Raw genomic sequence first — 17,189 nt, 5'->3', positions numbered from 1 at the left:
GGTGGAAACCGCACACGCTCAAGAACTCGTTCGCTCCCTCATGGCTGCACACGGCTTAGCCGACTGGGGATTTGCTTTTGACCGGGCAAAGCGCCGTGCTGGTGCGACGCATTACACGGCGAAGAAAATCACGATGTCCCAGGCACTCGTGGAGCTTTATACTCCGCAAGAAGTGCGAGCCGTGATTCTTCACGAAATTGCTCATGCCCTCGTCGGGTCGAGACACGCCCACGATGAAGTGTGGCGGCAGACGTGTCTCGCGATTGGTGGAGACGGCCAGACGCGGTTGCCAGTTGACTCCCCCGAGCCACAAGCTCCTTGGCAAGGTGTCTGCCCTGCGGGGCACCATGCACAGCGTTATCGCAGACCAACGCAACAACTTTCGTGTCGAAAATGCTCACGCAGCTTCAATCAGCAATGTCTTTTCTCTTGGGAAAATATTCAGACAGGTGAACGTATCGCCCCGGAATCGTTGCCGCTGACCGCCGCTCGCCAACGTCGGACGTCCACGGCAAAGTCACGATTGTTCCGGCGTCGTGTAAGAATGGCCAGCGTGAAGGGAAAACAACATGGCTGATCGTCACGTGCGCGAGCGCCTGACTGCCGCCGCAATGTTGGCGCCGAGCTTCGTTGGGGTGATGGCATTTATGCTTGCACCACTCATCGCAGTGGCAGCGCTTTCGCTGACCAACTGGAATCTCCTCTCGCCACCAACCTGGGTGGGGTTGGAGAACTATCTTCACCTTGCCGATCAAGGCTTTGTGCGTTCCTTTTTCGTCACGGTGATTTTTTCGGCAATCGCTATTCCATTAGCGATTGCGACCGGCTTGGGGATCGCGCTACTTCTCAAGCGCGGTTTGCCAGGATCGCGAGTGCTTCAGCTGTTTTTTGTTCTGCCGTGGATCGCCGCGCCGCTGGCGCTCGGTGTGGTGTGGCAGTGGGTTTTGGCTCCGTCGGGATTACTTAACCAAATGATGGGGTGGAGCACGCCGTGGTTAGCAAACGAGTGGACTGCATTGCCGGTGATTGCGTTCGTGTACGTGTGGCAAAACGTTGGATATATTTCGCTGTTCTTCCTTGCCGCTCTGCGGTCAGTGCCATGTTCGATTATTGAGGCGGCGGCGTTGGACGGGGCGGGTTCGATCCGGACTTTCTTCTCCATCACACTTCCTTTGATCCGGCCAACGATGTTCTTTGTGTCAGTCACCTCGCTGATCGCGAGCTTGCAGGTGTTTGATCTGGTGTTTGGCCTCACTGGCGGCAACCCTGGATACCCTGGGGGTACCACCGATGTGATCACCGCGCGGATCTATTCCGAGGCGTTCGTTGGGCTAAATATTGGACGTGCGAGTGCGATGGCTGTGGTGCTGACTGTGGCAATTGTGCTGGTCACGGCGGCGCAACAGCGGTATTTCCGGTCCCGACTCACCTATGAGCTGGAGGTGTGAGATGCCAGATTCTCGCAGAGTTCTTGTGGGTGGAGGTCGCACAGTGAAAGGCTCACACTGGCCAGCGGTGATTGCGACATATCTTCTTCTGATCGGCGGCGCTGCTTTGACTCTTGCGCCGTTAGTATTCTCAGTGCTGACGTCACTGAAAACTGAACGCGAACTTACGTTGGGTGGGCCTGCGGGTCTTCCAGATTCGCTGAACGTATCGAACTACGTGCAACTCTTCACCGATCACCATTTTATTGTTCCTCTCGCTGTCACTTTGCAGGTAGTTGTCGTGATAACAATCGGCCAAATGGTTTCCTCGGTACTCGCTGCCTATGCATTCGCATGGTTACGCTTTCCTGGGCGCGAGGTGTTGTTCTGGCTTTATCTCAGTACGATGATGATCCCGGCGGTGGTCACGATGATCCCATTGTTCTCATCGATGAGTGCGCTGGGCTGGAGAAATACGTTCGCGGGGCTCGTGGCGCCTCTTGTGCTTGGATCGCCCTACGCAATCTTCCTTTTACGTGAGAATTTCAGGCGAGTGCCCAGCGAGGTAATTGATGCGGCAGTATTGGATGGTGCGGGGCCACTTCGCCAATTATGGTCAATTATCTTGCCAATGAATAAGCCCATTTTGTCAACGCTTTTCCTGATCACTGTGGTGAGCCAGTGGAACAACTTTATGTGGCCATCGGTGATCGCTCCCGCTCGTGAATGGAACGTGATGACTGTTGCCACGATGGGATTACGCCAGCAGTACAGCTCGAATTGGACGCTGGTGATGGCCGCAACCACGCTTTCCATCCTGCCGCTGATTGTGCTGTTTTTAGTGTTCAACAAGCAGATTGTGCGATCGATTGGCATTTCTGGGCTGCGTTAATCGCTGTCAAATAGAGTATCCACGAATGCATCCAACGCAACTCCCTGGAGCGTACTCAGCTATCCACGGATACTCCCAGCACCCCGAGAGCACGCCCGGTGTGCAACGCCACCGCACAGCGTTATGTGTTGTGCAGTGCCAAGTTCTGCGTGCCTTACGCTGATCCGCACTTCCTCTCCCTGCATGATTCTCACCAGGTGAGTTATTCACAGTCGCAAAATTGCGTATTTTCGTCCAGTACCCCACCTGATAGAATTTTTAACGAAATCTGCTACACACAGGAGAAAAATGCGCCGCTCTTTCAAAACCCTCATCGTTGCCGCCGCGTCTGCAATGGCGTTGACTGCATGTTCGCCAGGCACACCCGCTACCTCGGGAAGCGCTACTGGCTCTGGAAAAACTCACACTGTCACTTTCCGCCTCTGGGACGAAACCGCGAAACCTGCCTACGAGGAATCATTCACGCAGTTCCATAAGACCCATCCGAACATCAATGTCAAGGTTGAAATTGTGCCATGGGACAAGTATTGGACCCAGCTACCCCTCGACATTTCCGCAGATCAGATGGCAGATATCTACTGGGTGAACTCATCGAACTTTGCCCAGTACGCCGATGCTGGCAACCTTATGGATATCTCCACGGTGATTGGAAACGATCATGACGAATGGCAGAAGTCAGTCGTTGACCTCTACACACGTAACGGAAAACTCTGGGGAGTGCCACAAATCTGGGATTCCATCGCCCTGTTCTACAATAAAGATTTGCTTGAAGCGGCTGGGGTCGATCCATCGAAGCTAACCTGGGCTCCCGACGCTGGAAAGGCCGGTAGCGCAGACACTCTCCTGCCCGCACTGCAGAAGCTCACCGTTGATAAATCGGGTAAACACGCAAACGAGGCCGGATTCGACGCCAGCAACATCAAAACTTATGGGATGAATGCTCAGGCCGATTTGCAAGCGATCTATCGCGACTTTTTGGCTCAGAACGGTGCCGATTTCCAAGATAAGAGCGATCAGTTCTCCTTTGCATCACCGCAGGGTATCGCTGCTTTTGAGTACATCATCAATCTCATCAACAAGTACCACGTCGCACCACCGGCGTCAGAAACAAATGCGAATGGCGATTTTTCACGTGACCAATTCGTCAAGGGCAACATGGCACTATTCCAGTCTGGGCCATACAATCTCAAGACAATTGCGGATACTGCTTCGATGAAGTGGGGACTCGCCCCAATGATCGCCGGACCGAAAGGCCGAGTTTCGGTTGTCCATGGCGTCGTTGCCGTTGGCAATGAAAAGAGCAAGAACCGTGACGCCACAATCGAAGTCCTCAAGTGGCTCGGCTCGACAGAAGGCCAAATACCGTTGGCGAAGCAGGGCATCGCCTTTCCTGCAAGCACGCAGGCACAGCAAACATTCGTTGATTTCTGGGCGAAGCAGGGCGTCGATGTGGCGTTGTTCATCGAGGCCGCCAACGGTGAAACTGCGCCAGCTCCTCGCGGACCGAAGGTCAACACTGGCCAAGTGGCATTTACGCCAAAACTTCTCGATACATTCCTCGGCAGTGTTCCTGTCGCTGAAGGAATCAAGGCCGCACAAGACGCCGGCAATTCTGCAATGAAGTAATCCGCGCGATATTTATCCCTCCCGACGCCGGTGCGCCTTGTGCGTACCGGCGTCGGCTATTCCTGTCAAGAATCGTTTTCCCGTCAGGACTGAGATTTTATCCAGGCTACAATCCCCTCAGCTCCGGTTTCAACAGTGGCGAGAGTTTCTTCAAATCCTTCCTCTCCGCCGTACCAGGGATCGGGCACATCAAGTACCCCCGCCGAGAAATAGAATTCCGAACGGTTGTTCTCTCCTGTGCCAGAACTGTGTCCGCTTCCCGTTCCTCGCCCAGGTGCGCTCACCAACACCCCATCGGGAGCAAGAGCACCGCCCGGCCCGAACACACCCTGCGGCGCAATCGGAGTTGAACCATCGAATTCTCTCCACAAATGGAGTCGGGAAAGATCACTCCCCGTTCGCTCCATCATCCGTCGAAGCGATTTCGCATGTCCGGCAGTCATTGCAAGGACGATATCTGCCTGGAGTTCGCGCGCCGTCGCCTGATGAGCACTGCGCGCAGGAACAGGATATCCATGAGCAGCAAGAACGCGACGTGCTCGCGGATCGATCGGGTTGCCTGTTTCCTCAGTTGAGACGCCAGCACTGCCGACTTCGGCCTTGATACCCGCTTCTTTGAGCCGTTCACGAAGCACTACCTCCCCCATCGGAGAACGGCAGATATTTCCTGTACACACAACCAAAATCTTCATGCATCTACCCTATCGCTGTTGGACTTTTGAACGTCCGGTTGGCTTTTCAAACTTCGCGGGCGGAATTTTCGAGCTTCGCCGTCGGCATGTGGATAGTTCTCGGCTCACACGTGAGCCACCCGCCGCAAGCCCACATTGCGAGCACATTTTGACACATCGAAAAACACCGGTCTACGCTTGAACACATGACGTACATGAATCGACAGTGGTGGTGGCTCGCCTGACGGCGGGCCGGTTCTTCTGCGATTTTCTGGCTCGTCGATCGTTTCCGATCGAGAGCCAATTTTTTATGGCCTGATGTTCGGGAACGAACCGGCGAACCGTGCCGGTACCGACAACGTAACCTCCCAGTTCCTGGGTTCCCGAAAGGCACATCGATGAAAAAGTTCACGGCGATTGGCTCCTTCCTCATGGGCTGCCTGTTGACGCTGTTCATTTGTCTCCCATTTATCCGCAGCGCTCAGCACACCGCCCCAAGCGCGGATGGTGCAACGCATGTCCAACCCAGTGCATCAGAAAAAACTGAGGTGAAGAAAACCGACCACACGATCAAAATTGGCTTACTTCAGCTAGTCAGTCATCCCTCACTCGACGCCATTCGTCAGGGAATTTACGACGGATTATCCGAGCGCGGCTACGTTGATGGCAAAAATATCGCCATCGACTTCAAGAATGGCCAGGGCGACCAGACCTTGCTCAAGACAATCGCGGACGGTTTTGTTGCCGACGGCGACGAAGTGATGGTTGGCATTGCGACTCCGTCGGCACAGTCTCTAGCGAACGTCGCAGGCGATACCCCCGTGGTCTTCTCTGCCGTCTCGGACCCCATTGGAGCAGGCTTGGTGACGTCACTGGATACACCGTCAGGTAACGCCACCGGAACGATGGATGCTACGCCCGTCAAAGAACAACTCGAACTTGCGCAAAAAATCTTACCCACAGCAAAGAAATTCGGGATCCTGTATTCCTCGTCGTCCACAAACGTGGCTCCAAGCGTGAAGGACGCCAAGAAAATCGGTGCTGAACTCGGATTGAGCCCTGTCGAACGGACGATCACAAACTCGAACGAACTGGCCCAGACAGCCGAACAACTCGCTGGCGAGGTGGATTTCATTTTCGTCCCCAATGACAACACCATTGCTTCGGCGATGCCCACCTTGATCGCCGCCACAAATGCGCATAAAACTCCTGTTTTCCCGGTGGTCGATGCCATGGTTGAGGCCGGAGGATTGGCCACAGTGGGCACAAACCAGCATCAGATCGGCGTCGATACCGGCCACATCCTTGCCGATATTCTTGATGGCAAAAAGCCAGCGGACGTACCAGTGAAAGTCGTCAACACCGTGGACGTGATCGTGAATTCCGACGCTGCCCGCGCGCTCGACATCACCCTCCCCTCCGACATCGTGAAAAACTCGCGTGATACTGCAAAGAAAGGGGGCAAGTGATGGATATTGTGCTCAGCGCACTTTCGCAGGGTGCGATCTGGACACTGATGGGGATCGGCGTGTACATCACGTTCCGCATTCTTAATGAAGCAGACTTGACCACCGAGGCGTCCTTTACCCTCGGAGCAGCGATCGGCGCACAACTCCTCGTGCTCGGGATGAACCCGCTACTTTCGATGGTGGTGGCGTTTTTGATGGGCGCAGCTGCAGGCGCGATCACCGCATTACTCATCACAAAGCTCAAGATCAACTCGCTTCTTGCCGGCATCATCACTCTCACTGGCTTGTACTCGATCAACCTCACGTTCATGGGAAGCGCGAACCTCTCACTTTCAGGCGCAACCACACTGAAAACGCAGATGGGAATGTTCGGGCTACCACGCAATGTCGATACGCTGATTTTGGGCGTTATCATGATCGCCATCGCGATAGCAGCGCTGAGTTATTTCTTCCGTACCGACATGGGTCAGGCACTCATCGCCACCGGTGACAACCCATTCATGGCGAAGTCCCTCGGTATCCCCACGGGCGAGATGATGCTCCTGGGTTACATGCTCGGCAACGGACTAATCGCTCTGTCAGGATATTTGGTGGCGACGGATTCGGGATACGCCGATATTTCAATGGGCATCGGCTCAATTGTGATTGGCCTGGCGGCGATCATTATCGGTGAGGTTGTCGTTCGCAATGTGTCACTGCCGATACGCTTGCTAGCGATTTTCGTGGGCTCAGTGATTTACCGTTTGCTGCTGGCGCTCGTGCTCCAGCTGAAGATCAACACCGATCACTTCAAACTGCTCTCGGCTGTGATTTTGGCGCTCTGTCTGTCGATTCCAGCTCTGCAAAAGTACGTGGCGGGGAAGCGTTTACTTCCCGTCACCACCTCAGCTCTCCCGCCGACGTCGGGCACGAATATCGCGCCGATAAGTCCGGGAGCCTCCGTCGCACATGGCGCACCGGCATCGGCGACAGAAACGAACGACAACGGAACGGAGCACACGCGATGAGCGTTTTGGAACTTGACGGCATTTCGAAAGCGTTTCACCAGCGCACAGCCAACGCTTTTCTCGCTCTTGATCAGGTGAATCTAAGCGTTGCCGACGGCGATTTAATCACGATCGTTGGCGGAAACGGGGCAGGTAAATCGACGTTACTCAACATGGTGTCGGGAGCGATTTTTCCCGACGTCGGTACGGTGATGATCGATGGCGAAGATGTCACTCGGCTGGGGGAAGAGGAACGCGCTAGCCGTGTGGCACGCGTGTTCCAGGACCCGATGCGCGGGACGGCCCCGCGAATGACCGTCGCTGAGAACATGATGCTGGCGGCGAAGCGCGGCGGAAAACGCGCTCTGCGCATCTCAATGAATTCCCAGCGCAGGGAGGAATTTGCTCAGGCGCTGGCGCCGTTAGGGCTGGGGCTTGAGGAACGGCTAGATACTGAAATCGGCGTGCTGTCGGGAGGGCAGAGGCAGTCGGTGGCGCTGATTATGGCGACGCTGAAAACACCGCGTCTGCTGTTGCTCGATGAACACACCGCTGCGCTTGATCCGAAGACGGCTCGTGCGGTCCTGGAGTTCACTGCGGAAGTGGTTGAGCGCGCGAAACTGACCGCGATTATGATTACGCACAATTTGAAAGACGCCTTGGCTTACGGAAATCGAACAATTGTCATGCACCATGGGCGGATCGTGCGCGACATTTCTGATGATGAACGCGCTGCACTCACTGATGCACACCTGTACCAGATCTTGTCGGATCTGGCCGAATCGGATGCTTAACAGCGTGATCCATGGATGTTTTCGTTTATTTCTCTGACGAAAATGTGTAGTGAGCGTGGCGCGCCAATGCGCCACGCTCACTACCTGCTCGATGTTAGTCCTGAAAAAGTTGTCTTTTGCAACTGATGGTTGAAATTACTATACTGAGGGCCAGTAGCCCTAGCCGTTGACCCTCCACTATCAGGAGAGTGCCGATGACTAGGGCATTAGTCATCTATAATCACTTCATGCACTCACCACAAGCAAAATTTCATAAACAGCATCATAAGCATAGAAACATTCTAGAAAAACAAGATTTCCCTCTATACCCTGTCGTCACTGCCATACTTGTCGATGGTGGTTTTTATCGACGTCAAGCATTCCATCTATTTGGAGACAAGACACCACAGCAAAGAGCAGACGAACTCGTTTCATACTGTTATCGACATATCAAGAATTCCAGCGCATTTCTTTACCGAATTTTCTACTATGACTGCCCTCCATCTGAAAAGGTTCTCTACCATCCGCTCCTCAAAAAGCAGATAAACCTTGGAAAATCGAGTCAGTATCAGTGGACAAAGGATTTCTTCAACGAATTGATTCACAGAAGAAAGGTTGCATTACGTCGCGGCGAAGAGCTTGAGACACAGCACGGCTACACTCTCGCTCACGAACCACTCAAAAAGCTTCTCAGCGGAAAAATTCAAATTTCCGATCTCACAGAATCTGATTTCAAACTGGATATCACACAGAAAGGCGTCGATATGCGTCTTGGCTTAGATATCGCTTCCCTTGCAACGGGAGGTCAGGTAAATCAGATCGTCATGATTTCTGGAGACAGTGATTTCGTTCCAGCTGCAAAACTCGCACGAAAATCAGGGATTGATTTTGTTTTAGACCCGATGTGGGCAAACATCTCACACTCGTTGAGTGAACACGTGGACGGCGTCGTTAGTGTCGTGAAAAACCACCCAGACTGCAAACAAGATCCACTTCATATCGACAATCTGAAAGATCAAACTGCTCCGCTTTGAAATCGATAGTGTCTGACGGAGCCAATTACTTACTCATTCACTTCGAAGCAAATGTCTAGGGTGATAATCATCGATGAATCGCCAACTACATGGATGCAGGTGAGCGTGGCGCGCCAACGCGCCACGCTCACCTCACCTCAAAGAAAGCGACACCCTCAATTGCCGAGTGATCAACTATTCCGGCAACACTACCCCTTTCTTGAGGATGATATTCCCGTACTGCGCAGTTTCACCCGTGAGTACAGTGACATGTGATCGTCGTGCAGCCTCATAGAAATCGAAGCGCTCGAAGAAGTGCGCTTGCGCCTGGGGCTCTGTGCGAGAGACGATCCGCTCATAGGTTTCCCAGATCGTTGGCTCCGGATCGTCACCCACGGTTGACATCAGCGCATACTGCCAGGTGTTGTACTGATCCAGCGGGATGAGCTGAAGAATTCCTTCGAGGAGTTGCGGAATCTCGACGCCGTCGGCGCGAATCACGACATCCGCGCTACCGAACCGGGGATAGTGCGCGTCCGCCAAAGTAATTTCGTCGCCATGCCCCATTTCCGCAAGAGCCTTGAGAAGCTCTGGGCAAAGGAATGGGGAAATATTCTTCAACATCTCAGTCCTCCGTTTCGGGAATGATCTGATTCTTCAGTGCGTAAATACCGAAGGCACCCACAACTGCGAAGCACAAGGCCACGAAGATGAAACCGAACTGTGCGCCGAAGTGATCGGTGAGCTTTCCTTGCAAGAGCGGCGCGATGGCGCCACCGATGATTGCCATCACCAGGCCGGAGGAGCCGAACTTGGTGTCCTCACCAACGCCAGTCAAAGCTACGCCGTAGATCGTTGGGAACAACAGTGAAATACATGCCGAAAGCGCCGCGATCGAAAGCGCACCCAAGACGTTCCCAGAAAGCATTCCGATCACTGTCAGCACCACGCCTGCGCCGCACATCACCACCATCAGTCGGCGACCATCAAAACGGCCCATGAGCCACACCATCACGAAGCGCATGACGAGGAAGAACAGAAGTGAAATCTGCAACCACCATCCAGCTGCCGACTTCGATACGCCGAGGGTTTCTTGCACGTAGAAGGGAAGATAGGTCCAGATACAGGTCTGTGCTGCGATGTTGAAGAACTGCGCAACGACGCCGAAACGGTAGGTATGGTTGTTCCACAGGCGCCCAAACACGCCCTTTCGAATACCTACATAGTCAGTCTTTTGCATCTGCTCGTTCTTCGGAATCTTCACAATGAAGATCGAGATCGCTAATGCCGCGTAAATAATACCAAGAAGGATGTAGGGAACCATCACACTCGAAAGTTCCTTCGACGTCTGCGCTAGGAGTTCTGCTTCACTCATACCCGCCTTGTGAACGCTCTCGAGAATATGTGGAGCAACGAGCAAAGTTGCCATCAGCACGCCGATGTTGGAACCAATCGGGTTGAAGGCTTGCGCGAAGTTCAAGCGGCGAGTTGCCGTCGATTCTGGGCCGAGCGACATCACAAACGGGTTAGCCGATGTCTCCACGATAGACAAGCCACCAGCGAGAACGAACAGCGCGAAGAGGAAGGTCCCGTAGGTCATCATCTGCGACGCAGGGAAGAACATCCACGCGCCCAGAGCCGCCATACTCATTCCGATAACAACTCCGCCCTTATACCCGAAGCGGGAATTAATCATTGCCGCAGGGATAGCCAAAAGGAAGTAGGCCCCGAAGTATGCAAATTGAACAAGCGCTGACTGGAAGGCGCTCATGTCGAACACCGAGCTGAAGACATTCACCATCGGTGCGGTCAAGTCGGTTGAGATTCCCCATGCAGCGAAGCACGAGACAATCAAGATGAACGGGACCATCAGCCCCGGATAGACAAATTTATTCTTCTTCGTCCCATGTTTTTGCATGGCAACGTCTTTGTTTTCCATGTTTCACCATTTTCAGGTAGGGGATCCCTTGCAAACCGCCATGCTTCTTCGCGTGAACCGTTCGTGGAATCCTATTAACTTGTTGGGGTTAGTGGTTTTTAGCTGATGATCTGTTCGATGTTGCGCAGTTGTTCCTCGGTGAGTTGGACTGCAGGCTGTGCGATCGTCGTCGAAATCTCGAGTCCTTTAGCTTTCACCGCGCCCTTGATCGCGGAGATGAAGAGGTCAGTGGCCGAGTAAATCGACATCAGGTGTGATACGCGCTGTCCGCAGGAGACGACTTGGGCGAAGTCTCCTGCCTCGTATGCACGGTGAAGAGCGACAAAAGTTTCCGGTTCGACGTTCGTCAATCCCGAGATGATTCCACTGCCCCCAGAAATCCGATTCACAAGATAGTACTCGTCGAATCCTGAAAACACATCGAAGTCCGACGGCGTTTGGTTAATCATCGCTCGCGTATGGGAAATTGTATCGACGGTGTCTTTCACCGCCACGATGTTCGGGCATTCTTTCGCCAGTTTCGCAACAAGTTCCGGTGAAAGGTCACTGCCAGTACGGTCAGGGAAGTTATACAAAACCACAGGAAGCTGCGTCGCCTGAGCCACTTGCGTGAAGAAGGTTTCGGCAGCTAACGCACTTGGACCAAAATAGTACGGGCTGATGACAACGATCCCACTGACATCGAGTTTCTCGCAGTATTGCGCGAACTCAATGACACATTCGATCTTCGTATCCCCTACCCCAACATAGAGCGGAACCCGCCGAGCAACATGCCGCGCAGCGAAATCTACAGCTTTCTTTTTCTCTTCGAGGCTGAAAGCGTAAAACTCTCCAATCGAGCCGAATACCAAGATTCCGCTGATTCCTGCATCGATGAGATGATCGAGGTGTTGTCCCCATTTTTCATAGTCGATGTTGCCGTTTTCATCCGTAATCGTGATGGTTGGGCAATAGACACCTGGCATCATTCTTTCCATCATTCCCCTCCTTCGCGCACCGAAATCCCGTAGGCTCGCCGCGCATTATTCATGAAGAAATTGTCATCGCCGCCGAAAATTGAGTAGGCCGTCTCGAAGTGCTCGCGCAGCGAGGAGTTCAGTTTCACGACCGGCCAATTTGACGCCCACATGACACGCTTGGGGCCAAAAGTTTCTGCGACGAAGCGCACGACGTCTCGATCGACGGGGTTGTCTCCCGAAACTTTCACGTAGGTGTGTGGGTTGCGCGCAAGCGTTTCCAGCGCCCGACGCCGATCCGTGTCCAGATGCGTCACATTCGCTAAGTGGTCAACGACGAGGCGAAGTTGGGGGAACTGCGTAAATGTCTCACTCAGTTCCACCACATCTTCTTCGCGATTGACGAGATCAAACGTCATCCCAGCTTTTTCAAGAAGAGCCAGCCCCTCCCGAAATTCTTGGGTGAGAATGTCACCGATCGCGCCGCTATGTGTGTGCAACGGATACCGGATCCCCACAGCCGCAAGCGGCACACGCATCAAAGGGCCAGGAGTGGAACGAAGTACTTTCGCCAGTATCTTCGGCGAAGTATTCGCCCCAATCACGGCGTCCTCATCATTGGCATCAGCCGCATCAACCTCGACGTAAACTCCTCCCACGAAATCCACACCAAGTTCGTGGTATTCCTCTTCGAGCTGCTCGATCGTGAAGGGACGATTGAGCGGTTCAATGCCGGAAAGCCACGGAAGATTTTGGCGCTGGGGATCCCACAAATGGAAGTGAGCATCAATAACAGACAGCGTCATGACACTCAGCCCAAGGCACGATCGAGGTTAATATATCCGCCATCGACGTTGACCCACTGACCCGTCGTATGTGAGGAGCGGTCAGACAAGAGGAACACTGCCGTATCCGCAATCTCCTGAGCCGTGGTCATGCGGTTGCCAAGCGGGATCTTATCCGTGATTTCTTTCAACCGTGCATCTTGCGCTTCTTTATCGCCGAAAGTCTTGATCCAGTCTGCGTAGAGCGGCGTCCAAGATTCCGCCACGACAATTGCGTTGACGCGCACTTCGTCATCGACAAGCGCCGCCGCCCACTCGCGTGTCAAGCCGAGAATCGCGCCCTTCGCAGCCGCGTATGCACTCGTTTTTCCCTGACCGGTCAGAGCAGTCTTGGAACCAATGTTGAGCACTGCGCCTTTCGACTCTTTCAAATACGCTACCGAAGCGTGTACGGTTTCGTAGTAGTGCGTCAGGTTGTAGTGCAAGGACGCCTCAAAATCGCGCCAGCTCGTCGTTTCGAGGTCCTTGTTATCGTTGACTCCCGCATTGTTCACGATGCCATCGATGTGTCCGTACTTCTTGTAGACTTCTTCAACCGTTTGCGCGATCTTGTCGGTTTCACCCAGGTCGTAGACGTATTCTTCGTGGCGATCAGTAATAGCTCCGATTTCTTCCTGGTAGGCGGGACACGAGGTCCCCTTTGAGTCACGCGAAATCGCGACGACGACGGCGCCTTCGCGCGCGAGCTGCAAGGCAATCCCTTTCCCGATTCCCTTGAAAGCCCCGGTCACGATGACGACTTTGTCTTTTAGATGCAAATCCATGGAAACCCCTTTGTTTTTCGTGTTCGTTTTGCTGTTTGTTACTTGCTTGGTCGGTAGAGGTACTTCTGGGCAGTTTCGAGTGTCATATCCGTACCGTTCCCTGGCGCAGTAGGCGCAACGTAATTTCCGTTCTTAATTTCGGTCGGGTGAACGAAATGTTCATGCTGGTTGTCAACATATTCAATGACACGTCCTTCGGTTGTGCCTGAAACTGCCACATAATCAAACATGGCGAAGTGTGCCACTGCTTCGCACAGGCCAACTCCGCCCGCGTGTGGACATACCGGCTTGTTGAACTTCGCAGCAAGGAGATATTCGAGCACGAGCTCTTGAGGCCCGGCAACACGCGTGGCATCGACTTGCATGATCCCGAAAGCATCCGCCTGCAGATACTGCTTGTACAGAACACGATTTTGCATCTGCTCTCCGGTGGCGACCGGGATAGGATCGATCGCGCGGGCAATTTTTGCATGTCCCAAGACGTCGTCCGGCGAGGTCGGTTCTTCCACCCATGCCAGATCGTATTCATGGAACTTATTGATCCAGTCGATTGCCTGTGGAACATCCCACACCTGGTTGGCATCCACAGCAAGCTTCACATCGGGACCGATTGCTTCGCGTGCCAGTGCAAGTCGGCGAAGATCGTCATCGATATTCTGGCCAACCTTGAGCTTGATTTGCTTGAACCCCTTCTGCTCGGTTTCTTCTTTCGCGAGCTGAACCATTTTCTCGTCGGAGTATCCCAGCCACCCTGGTGCAGTGGAGTATCCGGGGTAGCCAACATCGAGCAGGTGTGCAATACGTTCCTGCTTGCCACGTTTGCCGTCGCTCAAGATATCGATCGCCTCTTGAGGTGTGAGAGCATCGGTGAGGTAGCGGAAATCGAGCGTAGAAACGAGCTCTTCGGGTTCCATTTCACCAAGGAGCCTCCACAGCGGCTTGTTCGCCCGCTTTGCTTTGATATCCCACAGGGCCGAGAGCAGCGCGCCAATCGCCATGTGCGAGACGCCCTTTTCTGGTCCGAGCCAGCGAAGTTGCGAATCATGCACGAGCAAATCCCACGCCAGGCGCATATTATCTAAAAGATCTTCAACTTTACGGCCGATGAGCGCATGGGCGATAGTGTCGATCGCAGTACAGACGATGTCGTTTCCGCGTCCAATCGTGAAGACGAATCCGACGCCGACGATGCCGTCGTCCGCATCAGTGTTGATCTCGACGTAGGCGGATGAGTAGTCGGGGTCCTTATTCATCGCATCCGAGCCGGATAGCGTTGAAGACGTTGGGAATCGAAGATCATAAGTCTTCACCGAGGTAATTCGAGTCATGGCGTCTTTGCCTTTCGAGAAAGTACTTCCAAGGGGTACTCCCTTGCTTGTGACCCATGCTACCTCTTTTTAACCGAGAATGTTAACGCTAACATTCTGGGAATTTTCTGCGCTCCCGTGACCTGCACATAAGGAAGCGACTACCTCGTAAGCACCGAGGACTGGCGTATCACCAACTCATTAGGCAAAACAACATTCTGTGTCGTTTCCCCATGAATAACTCGGTCAATCTGCTGCGAAATTATTTGAGCGAGGACATCATACTTCTGGCGAACGGTTGTCAACGTTGGAACCGCTAACTGCGAGATTTGAGTATCGTCAAAACCACCAAGAACATAGTCACGCCCCGGTTCTCGGCCTTGAGAACGCAACCCCTTCGCAACTCCCAAAGCGATGTGATCATTGGCGGCAAAAACACCACTATACGTGACATTCGAGAGAGCCTTTGCACCGATTTCACCCGAGTGTGCGCTCCAATCAGGAACATGAATCACCAAAGGATCCATCCCCACTGCATCACAATACTCAAGATAGGTTTCACGGCGAAGATGCGCATCGACATCCTCGACCCCTGGCGAAACATGCACGATTACACCATCGCTCGCCGCGTGAAGATGCTCAAGCATCTCGCGCGTCGATCCACGCTGTTCCATTTGAACTGCAACAAAATCTCCCTCGGGAAGTTCTCCATTGACAACAACGATCCACGGGAAATGAATCGAATGGCACAGTTCGCGCACCGCCCGCACGCTTTGCCCCATCACGACGATCGCCTGCACCTTCGCAGCAACAAAGAAGCTCACCGCACGCTGCAACGCAGAAAAATCAGAAGGATCAACCGAAAGCGCCGTCACAAAATTTCCACGATCGCTTTGAAGCTGCACCAACTGTAGATACGAATCGGCACGCCCAAACGAGAGCTTTCCAAGCATCAACACGCCAACCATCGACGACGTACCCGAAGCAAGAGTTGATGCAGCGAAATTTGGCTGGTACTGCAACGTTTCAATCGCTCGCAGAACCTTTTCCTTCGTCGTCGCAGAGACGCTCTCCTTACCCGAAAGAACACGCGAAACAGTTTGAGAAGAGACTCCTGCCAATCGAGCGACATCTGCCATCACGACATGATTCGACATTGTGTACCCATCTCCTCTTCAAAATCTTCGCAAGAATGCAACTAAGACAATAGCGAAAAGGACAAAAGAAAGCGCGGAGCGGAGCGACTTCACAGCCACCCCGCTCCGCGCAAACCTTACTTAGAGCAAGGACTCGTAAATCGAACGAACCTCTTCCACAGTTGTCTGGCGCGGATTGCCTGGGGTACACACATCCGCAAAAGCGTCCACACTCAACGCCTCAATATCCGCCTCAGTGGCACCCACTTCGGAAATCGTCGTCGGATTTCCTAAATCCTTCGTCAACTGGCGAACAGCCGCCACCGCAGCATCACGCACTTCCTCAAGATCGCCCGTGTAAGCGTTCTCTACCCCAAAAGCATCCGCGATATCGCGATACTTTTCACCTGAGAACTCCTTGTTGTACTCCATGACAGGCGCAAGAAGAATGCCGTTGGCCACGCCGTGAGGCACACCAAGACGCCCACCCAGCGGATGTGCCATGCCATGAACCAAACCAAGGCCCACATTCGAATACGCCATTCCCGTAATGTAAGAGGCGTACGCCATCTGCTCGCCCGCCTCAACATCGCCGTCGGCACTCTTACGCAAGTTCGCAGCGATCATACGGATCGTCTGCAGCGAAAGCGTGTCTGAGAGCACCCACGCGCCAGGGGTAATGTAGCTCTCCACAGCGTGCGTCAAAGCGTCCAAGCCTGTCGCAACCTTCAAGGAACGCGGCTGAGAATCGGTCAGATCAGGATCAACGAAGGCGACAACCGGGATATCGTGCGGATCGACAGCAACAAACTTGCGCTTATTCGCCGTGTCAGTGACAACATAGTTAATCGTCGTTTCAGACGCAGTTCCAGCGGTGGTTGGAACACCGAAAATCGGCACGGACGGGTTCTTTGTCGGGGAGAGACCTTCGAGCGACAATACGTCTTCAAATTCGGGGTTTGCCACAACGATGCCGATTCCCTTACAGGTGTCTTGCGGGCTACCTCCACCGAGCCCAATCAGGAAGTCAGCACCAGATTCACGGAACTTCTTGACGCCATCTTGAATAGATTCCACTGGCGGGTTGGGCTGGACGTTGTCAAAAACTTCGTAGGCGATTCCGCCTTCGTCGAGAACATCAAGGATTCGCTTGACGATTCCCGCTTCGATCAAGACAGGATCCGTGACAACGAAAGCCTTCTTGAAACCGCGAGCGTTCGCTTCAACGGGAATTGATTGGATTGCTCCACGGCCAAAGTAGCTCGTTTGGTTCAAAATCATACGGTAAACCATTTTTACTCCTGCATTGTTGGGCCAACCACATCGTTGGGCTTAGATCCAGGATATGTTAGCGCTAACAATTAACCTTGGGCCTTTGGGTCTAG

General features: G+C 53.5%; 17 protein-coding genes. 8 read left to right on the top strand and 9 right to left on the bottom strand.

From position 1 onward, the window contains the following. Window position 1: 1 nt before the first annotated feature. The 4 genes from P7079_RS00330 to P7079_RS00315 all read left to right on the top strand — a co-directional run bounded on the left by P7079_RS00330 (window position 2) and on the right by P7079_RS00315 (window position 3,945). Window positions 2-577 (top strand): SprT-like domain-containing protein, encoded by a 576-nt coding sequence (locus tag P7079_RS00330; protein WP_278012857.1) that lies wholly within the window; start codon window positions 2-4, stop codon window positions 575-577. Then, a complete protein-coding gene (locus P7079_RS00325; protein WP_278012856.1) occupies window positions 570-1,448 on the top strand; it encodes a carbohydrate ABC transporter permease in 879 nt (292 codons plus the stop codon). Before P7079_RS00330 ends, P7079_RS00325 begins: the two co-directional genes overlap by 8 nt. A 1-nt stretch (window position 1,449) precedes the next feature. Next, window positions 1,450-2,319, top strand: a complete 870-nt coding sequence (locus tag P7079_RS00320) for a carbohydrate ABC transporter permease (RefSeq protein ID WP_278012855.1) — start codon at window positions 1,450-1,452, stop codon at window positions 2,317-2,319. 288 nt (window positions 2,320-2,607) lie between these two features. After that, on the top strand, window positions 2,608-3,945 hold the full coding sequence (locus P7079_RS00315; protein ID WP_278012854.1) for an ABC transporter substrate-binding protein: 1,338 nt from the start codon (window positions 2,608-2,610) through the stop codon (window positions 3,943-3,945). 83 nt (window positions 3,946-4,028) lie between these two features. Here the strand turns inward: P7079_RS00315 and P7079_RS00310 are convergent, their stop codons facing one another. Beyond that, complete coding sequence (locus P7079_RS00310; protein WP_278012853.1) at window positions 4,029-4,637, bottom strand: low molecular weight protein-tyrosine-phosphatase; 609 nt, start codon at window positions 4,635-4,637, stop codon at window positions 4,029-4,031. 377 nt (window positions 4,638-5,014) lie between these two features. Between P7079_RS00310 and trpX the strand changes: the two genes are divergently transcribed. The 4 genes from trpX to P7079_RS00290 all read left to right on the top strand — a co-directional run bounded on the left by trpX (window position 5,015) and on the right by P7079_RS00290 (window position 8,878). Further along, complete coding sequence (trpX, locus tag P7079_RS00305) at window positions 5,015-6,085, top strand: tryptophan ABC transporter substrate-binding protein (RefSeq protein WP_278012852.1); 1,071 nt, start codon at window positions 5,015-5,017, stop codon at window positions 6,083-6,085. After that, window positions 6,085-7,092, top strand: coding sequence for an ABC transporter permease (locus P7079_RS00300; RefSeq protein WP_278012851.1), 1,008 nt, complete (start codon window positions 6,085-6,087; stop codon window positions 7,090-7,092). Before trpX ends, P7079_RS00300 begins: the two co-directional genes overlap by 1 nt. Next, window positions 7,089-7,865, top strand: coding sequence for an ABC transporter ATP-binding protein (locus P7079_RS00295; protein WP_278012850.1), 777 nt, complete (start codon window positions 7,089-7,091; stop codon window positions 7,863-7,865). Before P7079_RS00300 ends, P7079_RS00295 begins: the two co-directional genes overlap by 4 nt. A 194-nt stretch (window positions 7,866-8,059) precedes the next feature. Further along, complete coding sequence (locus P7079_RS00290) at window positions 8,060-8,878, top strand: NYN domain-containing protein (RefSeq protein WP_278012849.1); 819 nt, start codon at window positions 8,060-8,062, stop codon at window positions 8,876-8,878. A 174-nt stretch (window positions 8,879-9,052) separates the two neighbouring features. Here P7079_RS00290 and P7079_RS00285 read toward each other — a convergent pair whose 3' ends face one another. The 8 genes from P7079_RS00285 to fucO form a co-directional block, all read right to left on the bottom strand. After that, complete coding sequence (locus P7079_RS00285) at window positions 9,053-9,481, bottom strand: RbsD/FucU family protein (RefSeq protein WP_278012848.1); 429 nt, start codon at window positions 9,479-9,481, stop codon at window positions 9,053-9,055. A gap of 1 nt (window position 9,482) precedes the next feature. Beyond that, entirely contained in the window at window positions 9,483-10,796 is a 1,314-nt protein-coding gene (gene fucP / locus P7079_RS00280; RefSeq protein ID WP_278012847.1) for an L-fucose:H+ symporter permease, read from the bottom strand. Window positions 10,797-10,894: 98 nt separating this feature from the next. Further along, complete coding sequence (locus P7079_RS00275; protein WP_278012846.1) at window positions 10,895-11,776, bottom strand: dihydrodipicolinate synthase family protein; 882 nt, start codon at window positions 11,774-11,776, stop codon at window positions 10,895-10,897. After that, the gene (locus P7079_RS00270) at window positions 11,773-12,558 is read right to left on the bottom strand and encodes an amidohydrolase family protein (RefSeq protein WP_278012845.1); all 786 of its coding nucleotides are present in this window, start codon (window positions 12,556-12,558) and stop codon (window positions 11,773-11,775) included. The genes P7079_RS00275 and P7079_RS00270 overlap by 4 nt, the downstream gene beginning before the upstream one ends. A 5-nt stretch (window positions 12,559-12,563) precedes the next feature. Continuing rightward, the gene (locus P7079_RS00265; RefSeq protein ID WP_278012844.1) at window positions 12,564-13,361 is read right to left on the bottom strand and encodes an SDR family oxidoreductase; all 798 of its coding nucleotides are present in this window, start codon (window positions 13,359-13,361) and stop codon (window positions 12,564-12,566) included. 38 nt (window positions 13,362-13,399) lie between these two features. Then, the gene (locus P7079_RS00260) at window positions 13,400-14,689 is read right to left on the bottom strand and encodes an enolase C-terminal domain-like protein (RefSeq protein ID WP_278012843.1); all 1,290 of its coding nucleotides are present in this window, start codon (window positions 14,687-14,689) and stop codon (window positions 13,400-13,402) included. Window positions 14,690-14,829: 140 nt separating this feature from the next. After that, complete coding sequence (locus P7079_RS00255; protein ID WP_278012842.1) at window positions 14,830-15,825, bottom strand: LacI family DNA-binding transcriptional regulator; 996 nt, start codon at window positions 15,823-15,825, stop codon at window positions 14,830-14,832. A 120-nt stretch (window positions 15,826-15,945) separates the two neighbouring features. Next, the gene (fucO, locus tag P7079_RS00250) at window positions 15,946-17,097 is read right to left on the bottom strand and encodes a lactaldehyde reductase (protein ID WP_278012841.1); all 1,152 of its coding nucleotides are present in this window, start codon (window positions 17,095-17,097) and stop codon (window positions 15,946-15,948) included. Window positions 17,098-17,189: the final 92 nt, after the last annotated feature.

The organism is Arcanobacterium canis, from assembly GCF_029625435.1.
GTDB classification, from domain to species: Bacteria; Actinomycetota; Actinomycetes; order Actinomycetales; family Actinomycetaceae; genus Arcanobacterium; species Arcanobacterium canis.
This window is presented reverse-complemented; position numbering and strand designations above follow the sequence as displayed.

What these genes read in the sequence shown, in the direction of transcription:
- P7079_RS00325 (WP_278012856.1), top strand. Translation starts at nt 570, where the DNA reads ATGGCTGATCGTCACGTGCGCGAGCGCCTGACTGCCGCCGCAATGTTG.
- P7079_RS00320 (WP_278012855.1), top strand. Translation starts at nt 1,450, where the DNA reads ATGCCAGATTCTCGCAGAGTTCTTGTGGGTGGAGGTCGCACAGTGAAA.
- P7079_RS00315 (WP_278012854.1), top strand. Translation starts at nt 2,608, where the DNA reads ATGCGCCGCTCTTTCAAAACCCTCATCGTTGCCGCCGCGTCTGCAATG.
- P7079_RS00310 (WP_278012853.1), bottom strand. Translation starts at nt 4,637, where the DNA reads ATGAAGATTTTGGTTGTGTGTACAGGAAATATCTGCCGTTCTCCGATG.
- trpX (WP_278012852.1), top strand. Translation starts at nt 5,015, where the DNA reads ATGAAAAAGTTCACGGCGATTGGCTCCTTCCTCATGGGCTGCCTGTTG.
- P7079_RS00300 (WP_278012851.1), top strand. Translation starts at nt 6,085, where the DNA reads ATGGATATTGTGCTCAGCGCACTTTCGCAGGGTGCGATCTGGACACTG.
- P7079_RS00295 (WP_278012850.1), top strand. Translation starts at nt 7,089, where the DNA reads ATGAGCGTTTTGGAACTTGACGGCATTTCGAAAGCGTTTCACCAGCGC.
- P7079_RS00290 (WP_278012849.1), top strand. Translation starts at nt 8,060, where the DNA reads ATGACTAGGGCATTAGTCATCTATAATCACTTCATGCACTCACCACAA.
- P7079_RS00285 (WP_278012848.1), bottom strand. Translation starts at nt 9,481, where the DNA reads ATGTTGAAGAATATTTCCCCATTCCTTTGCCCAGAGCTTCTCAAGGCT.
- fucP (WP_278012847.1), bottom strand. Translation starts at nt 10,796, where the DNA reads ATGGAAAACAAAGACGTTGCCATGCAAAAACATGGGACGAAGAAGAAT.
- P7079_RS00275 (WP_278012846.1), bottom strand. Translation starts at nt 11,776, where the DNA reads ATGATGGAAAGAATGATGCCAGGTGTCTATTGCCCAACCATCACGATT.
- P7079_RS00270 (WP_278012845.1), bottom strand. Translation starts at nt 12,558, where the DNA reads ATGACGCTGTCTGTTATTGATGCTCACTTCCATTTGTGGGATCCCCAG.
- P7079_RS00265 (WP_278012844.1), bottom strand. Translation starts at nt 13,361, where the DNA reads ATGGATTTGCATCTAAAAGACAAAGTCGTCATCGTGACCGGGGCTTTC.
- P7079_RS00260 (WP_278012843.1), bottom strand. Translation starts at nt 14,689, where the DNA reads ATGACTCGAATTACCTCGGTGAAGACTTATGATCTTCGATTCCCAACG.
- P7079_RS00255 (WP_278012842.1), bottom strand. Translation starts at nt 15,825, where the DNA reads ATGTCGAATCATGTCGTGATGGCAGATGTCGCTCGATTGGCAGGAGTC.
- fucO (WP_278012841.1), bottom strand. Translation starts at nt 17,097, where the DNA reads ATGGTTTACCGTATGATTTTGAACCAAACGAGCTACTTTGGCCGTGGA.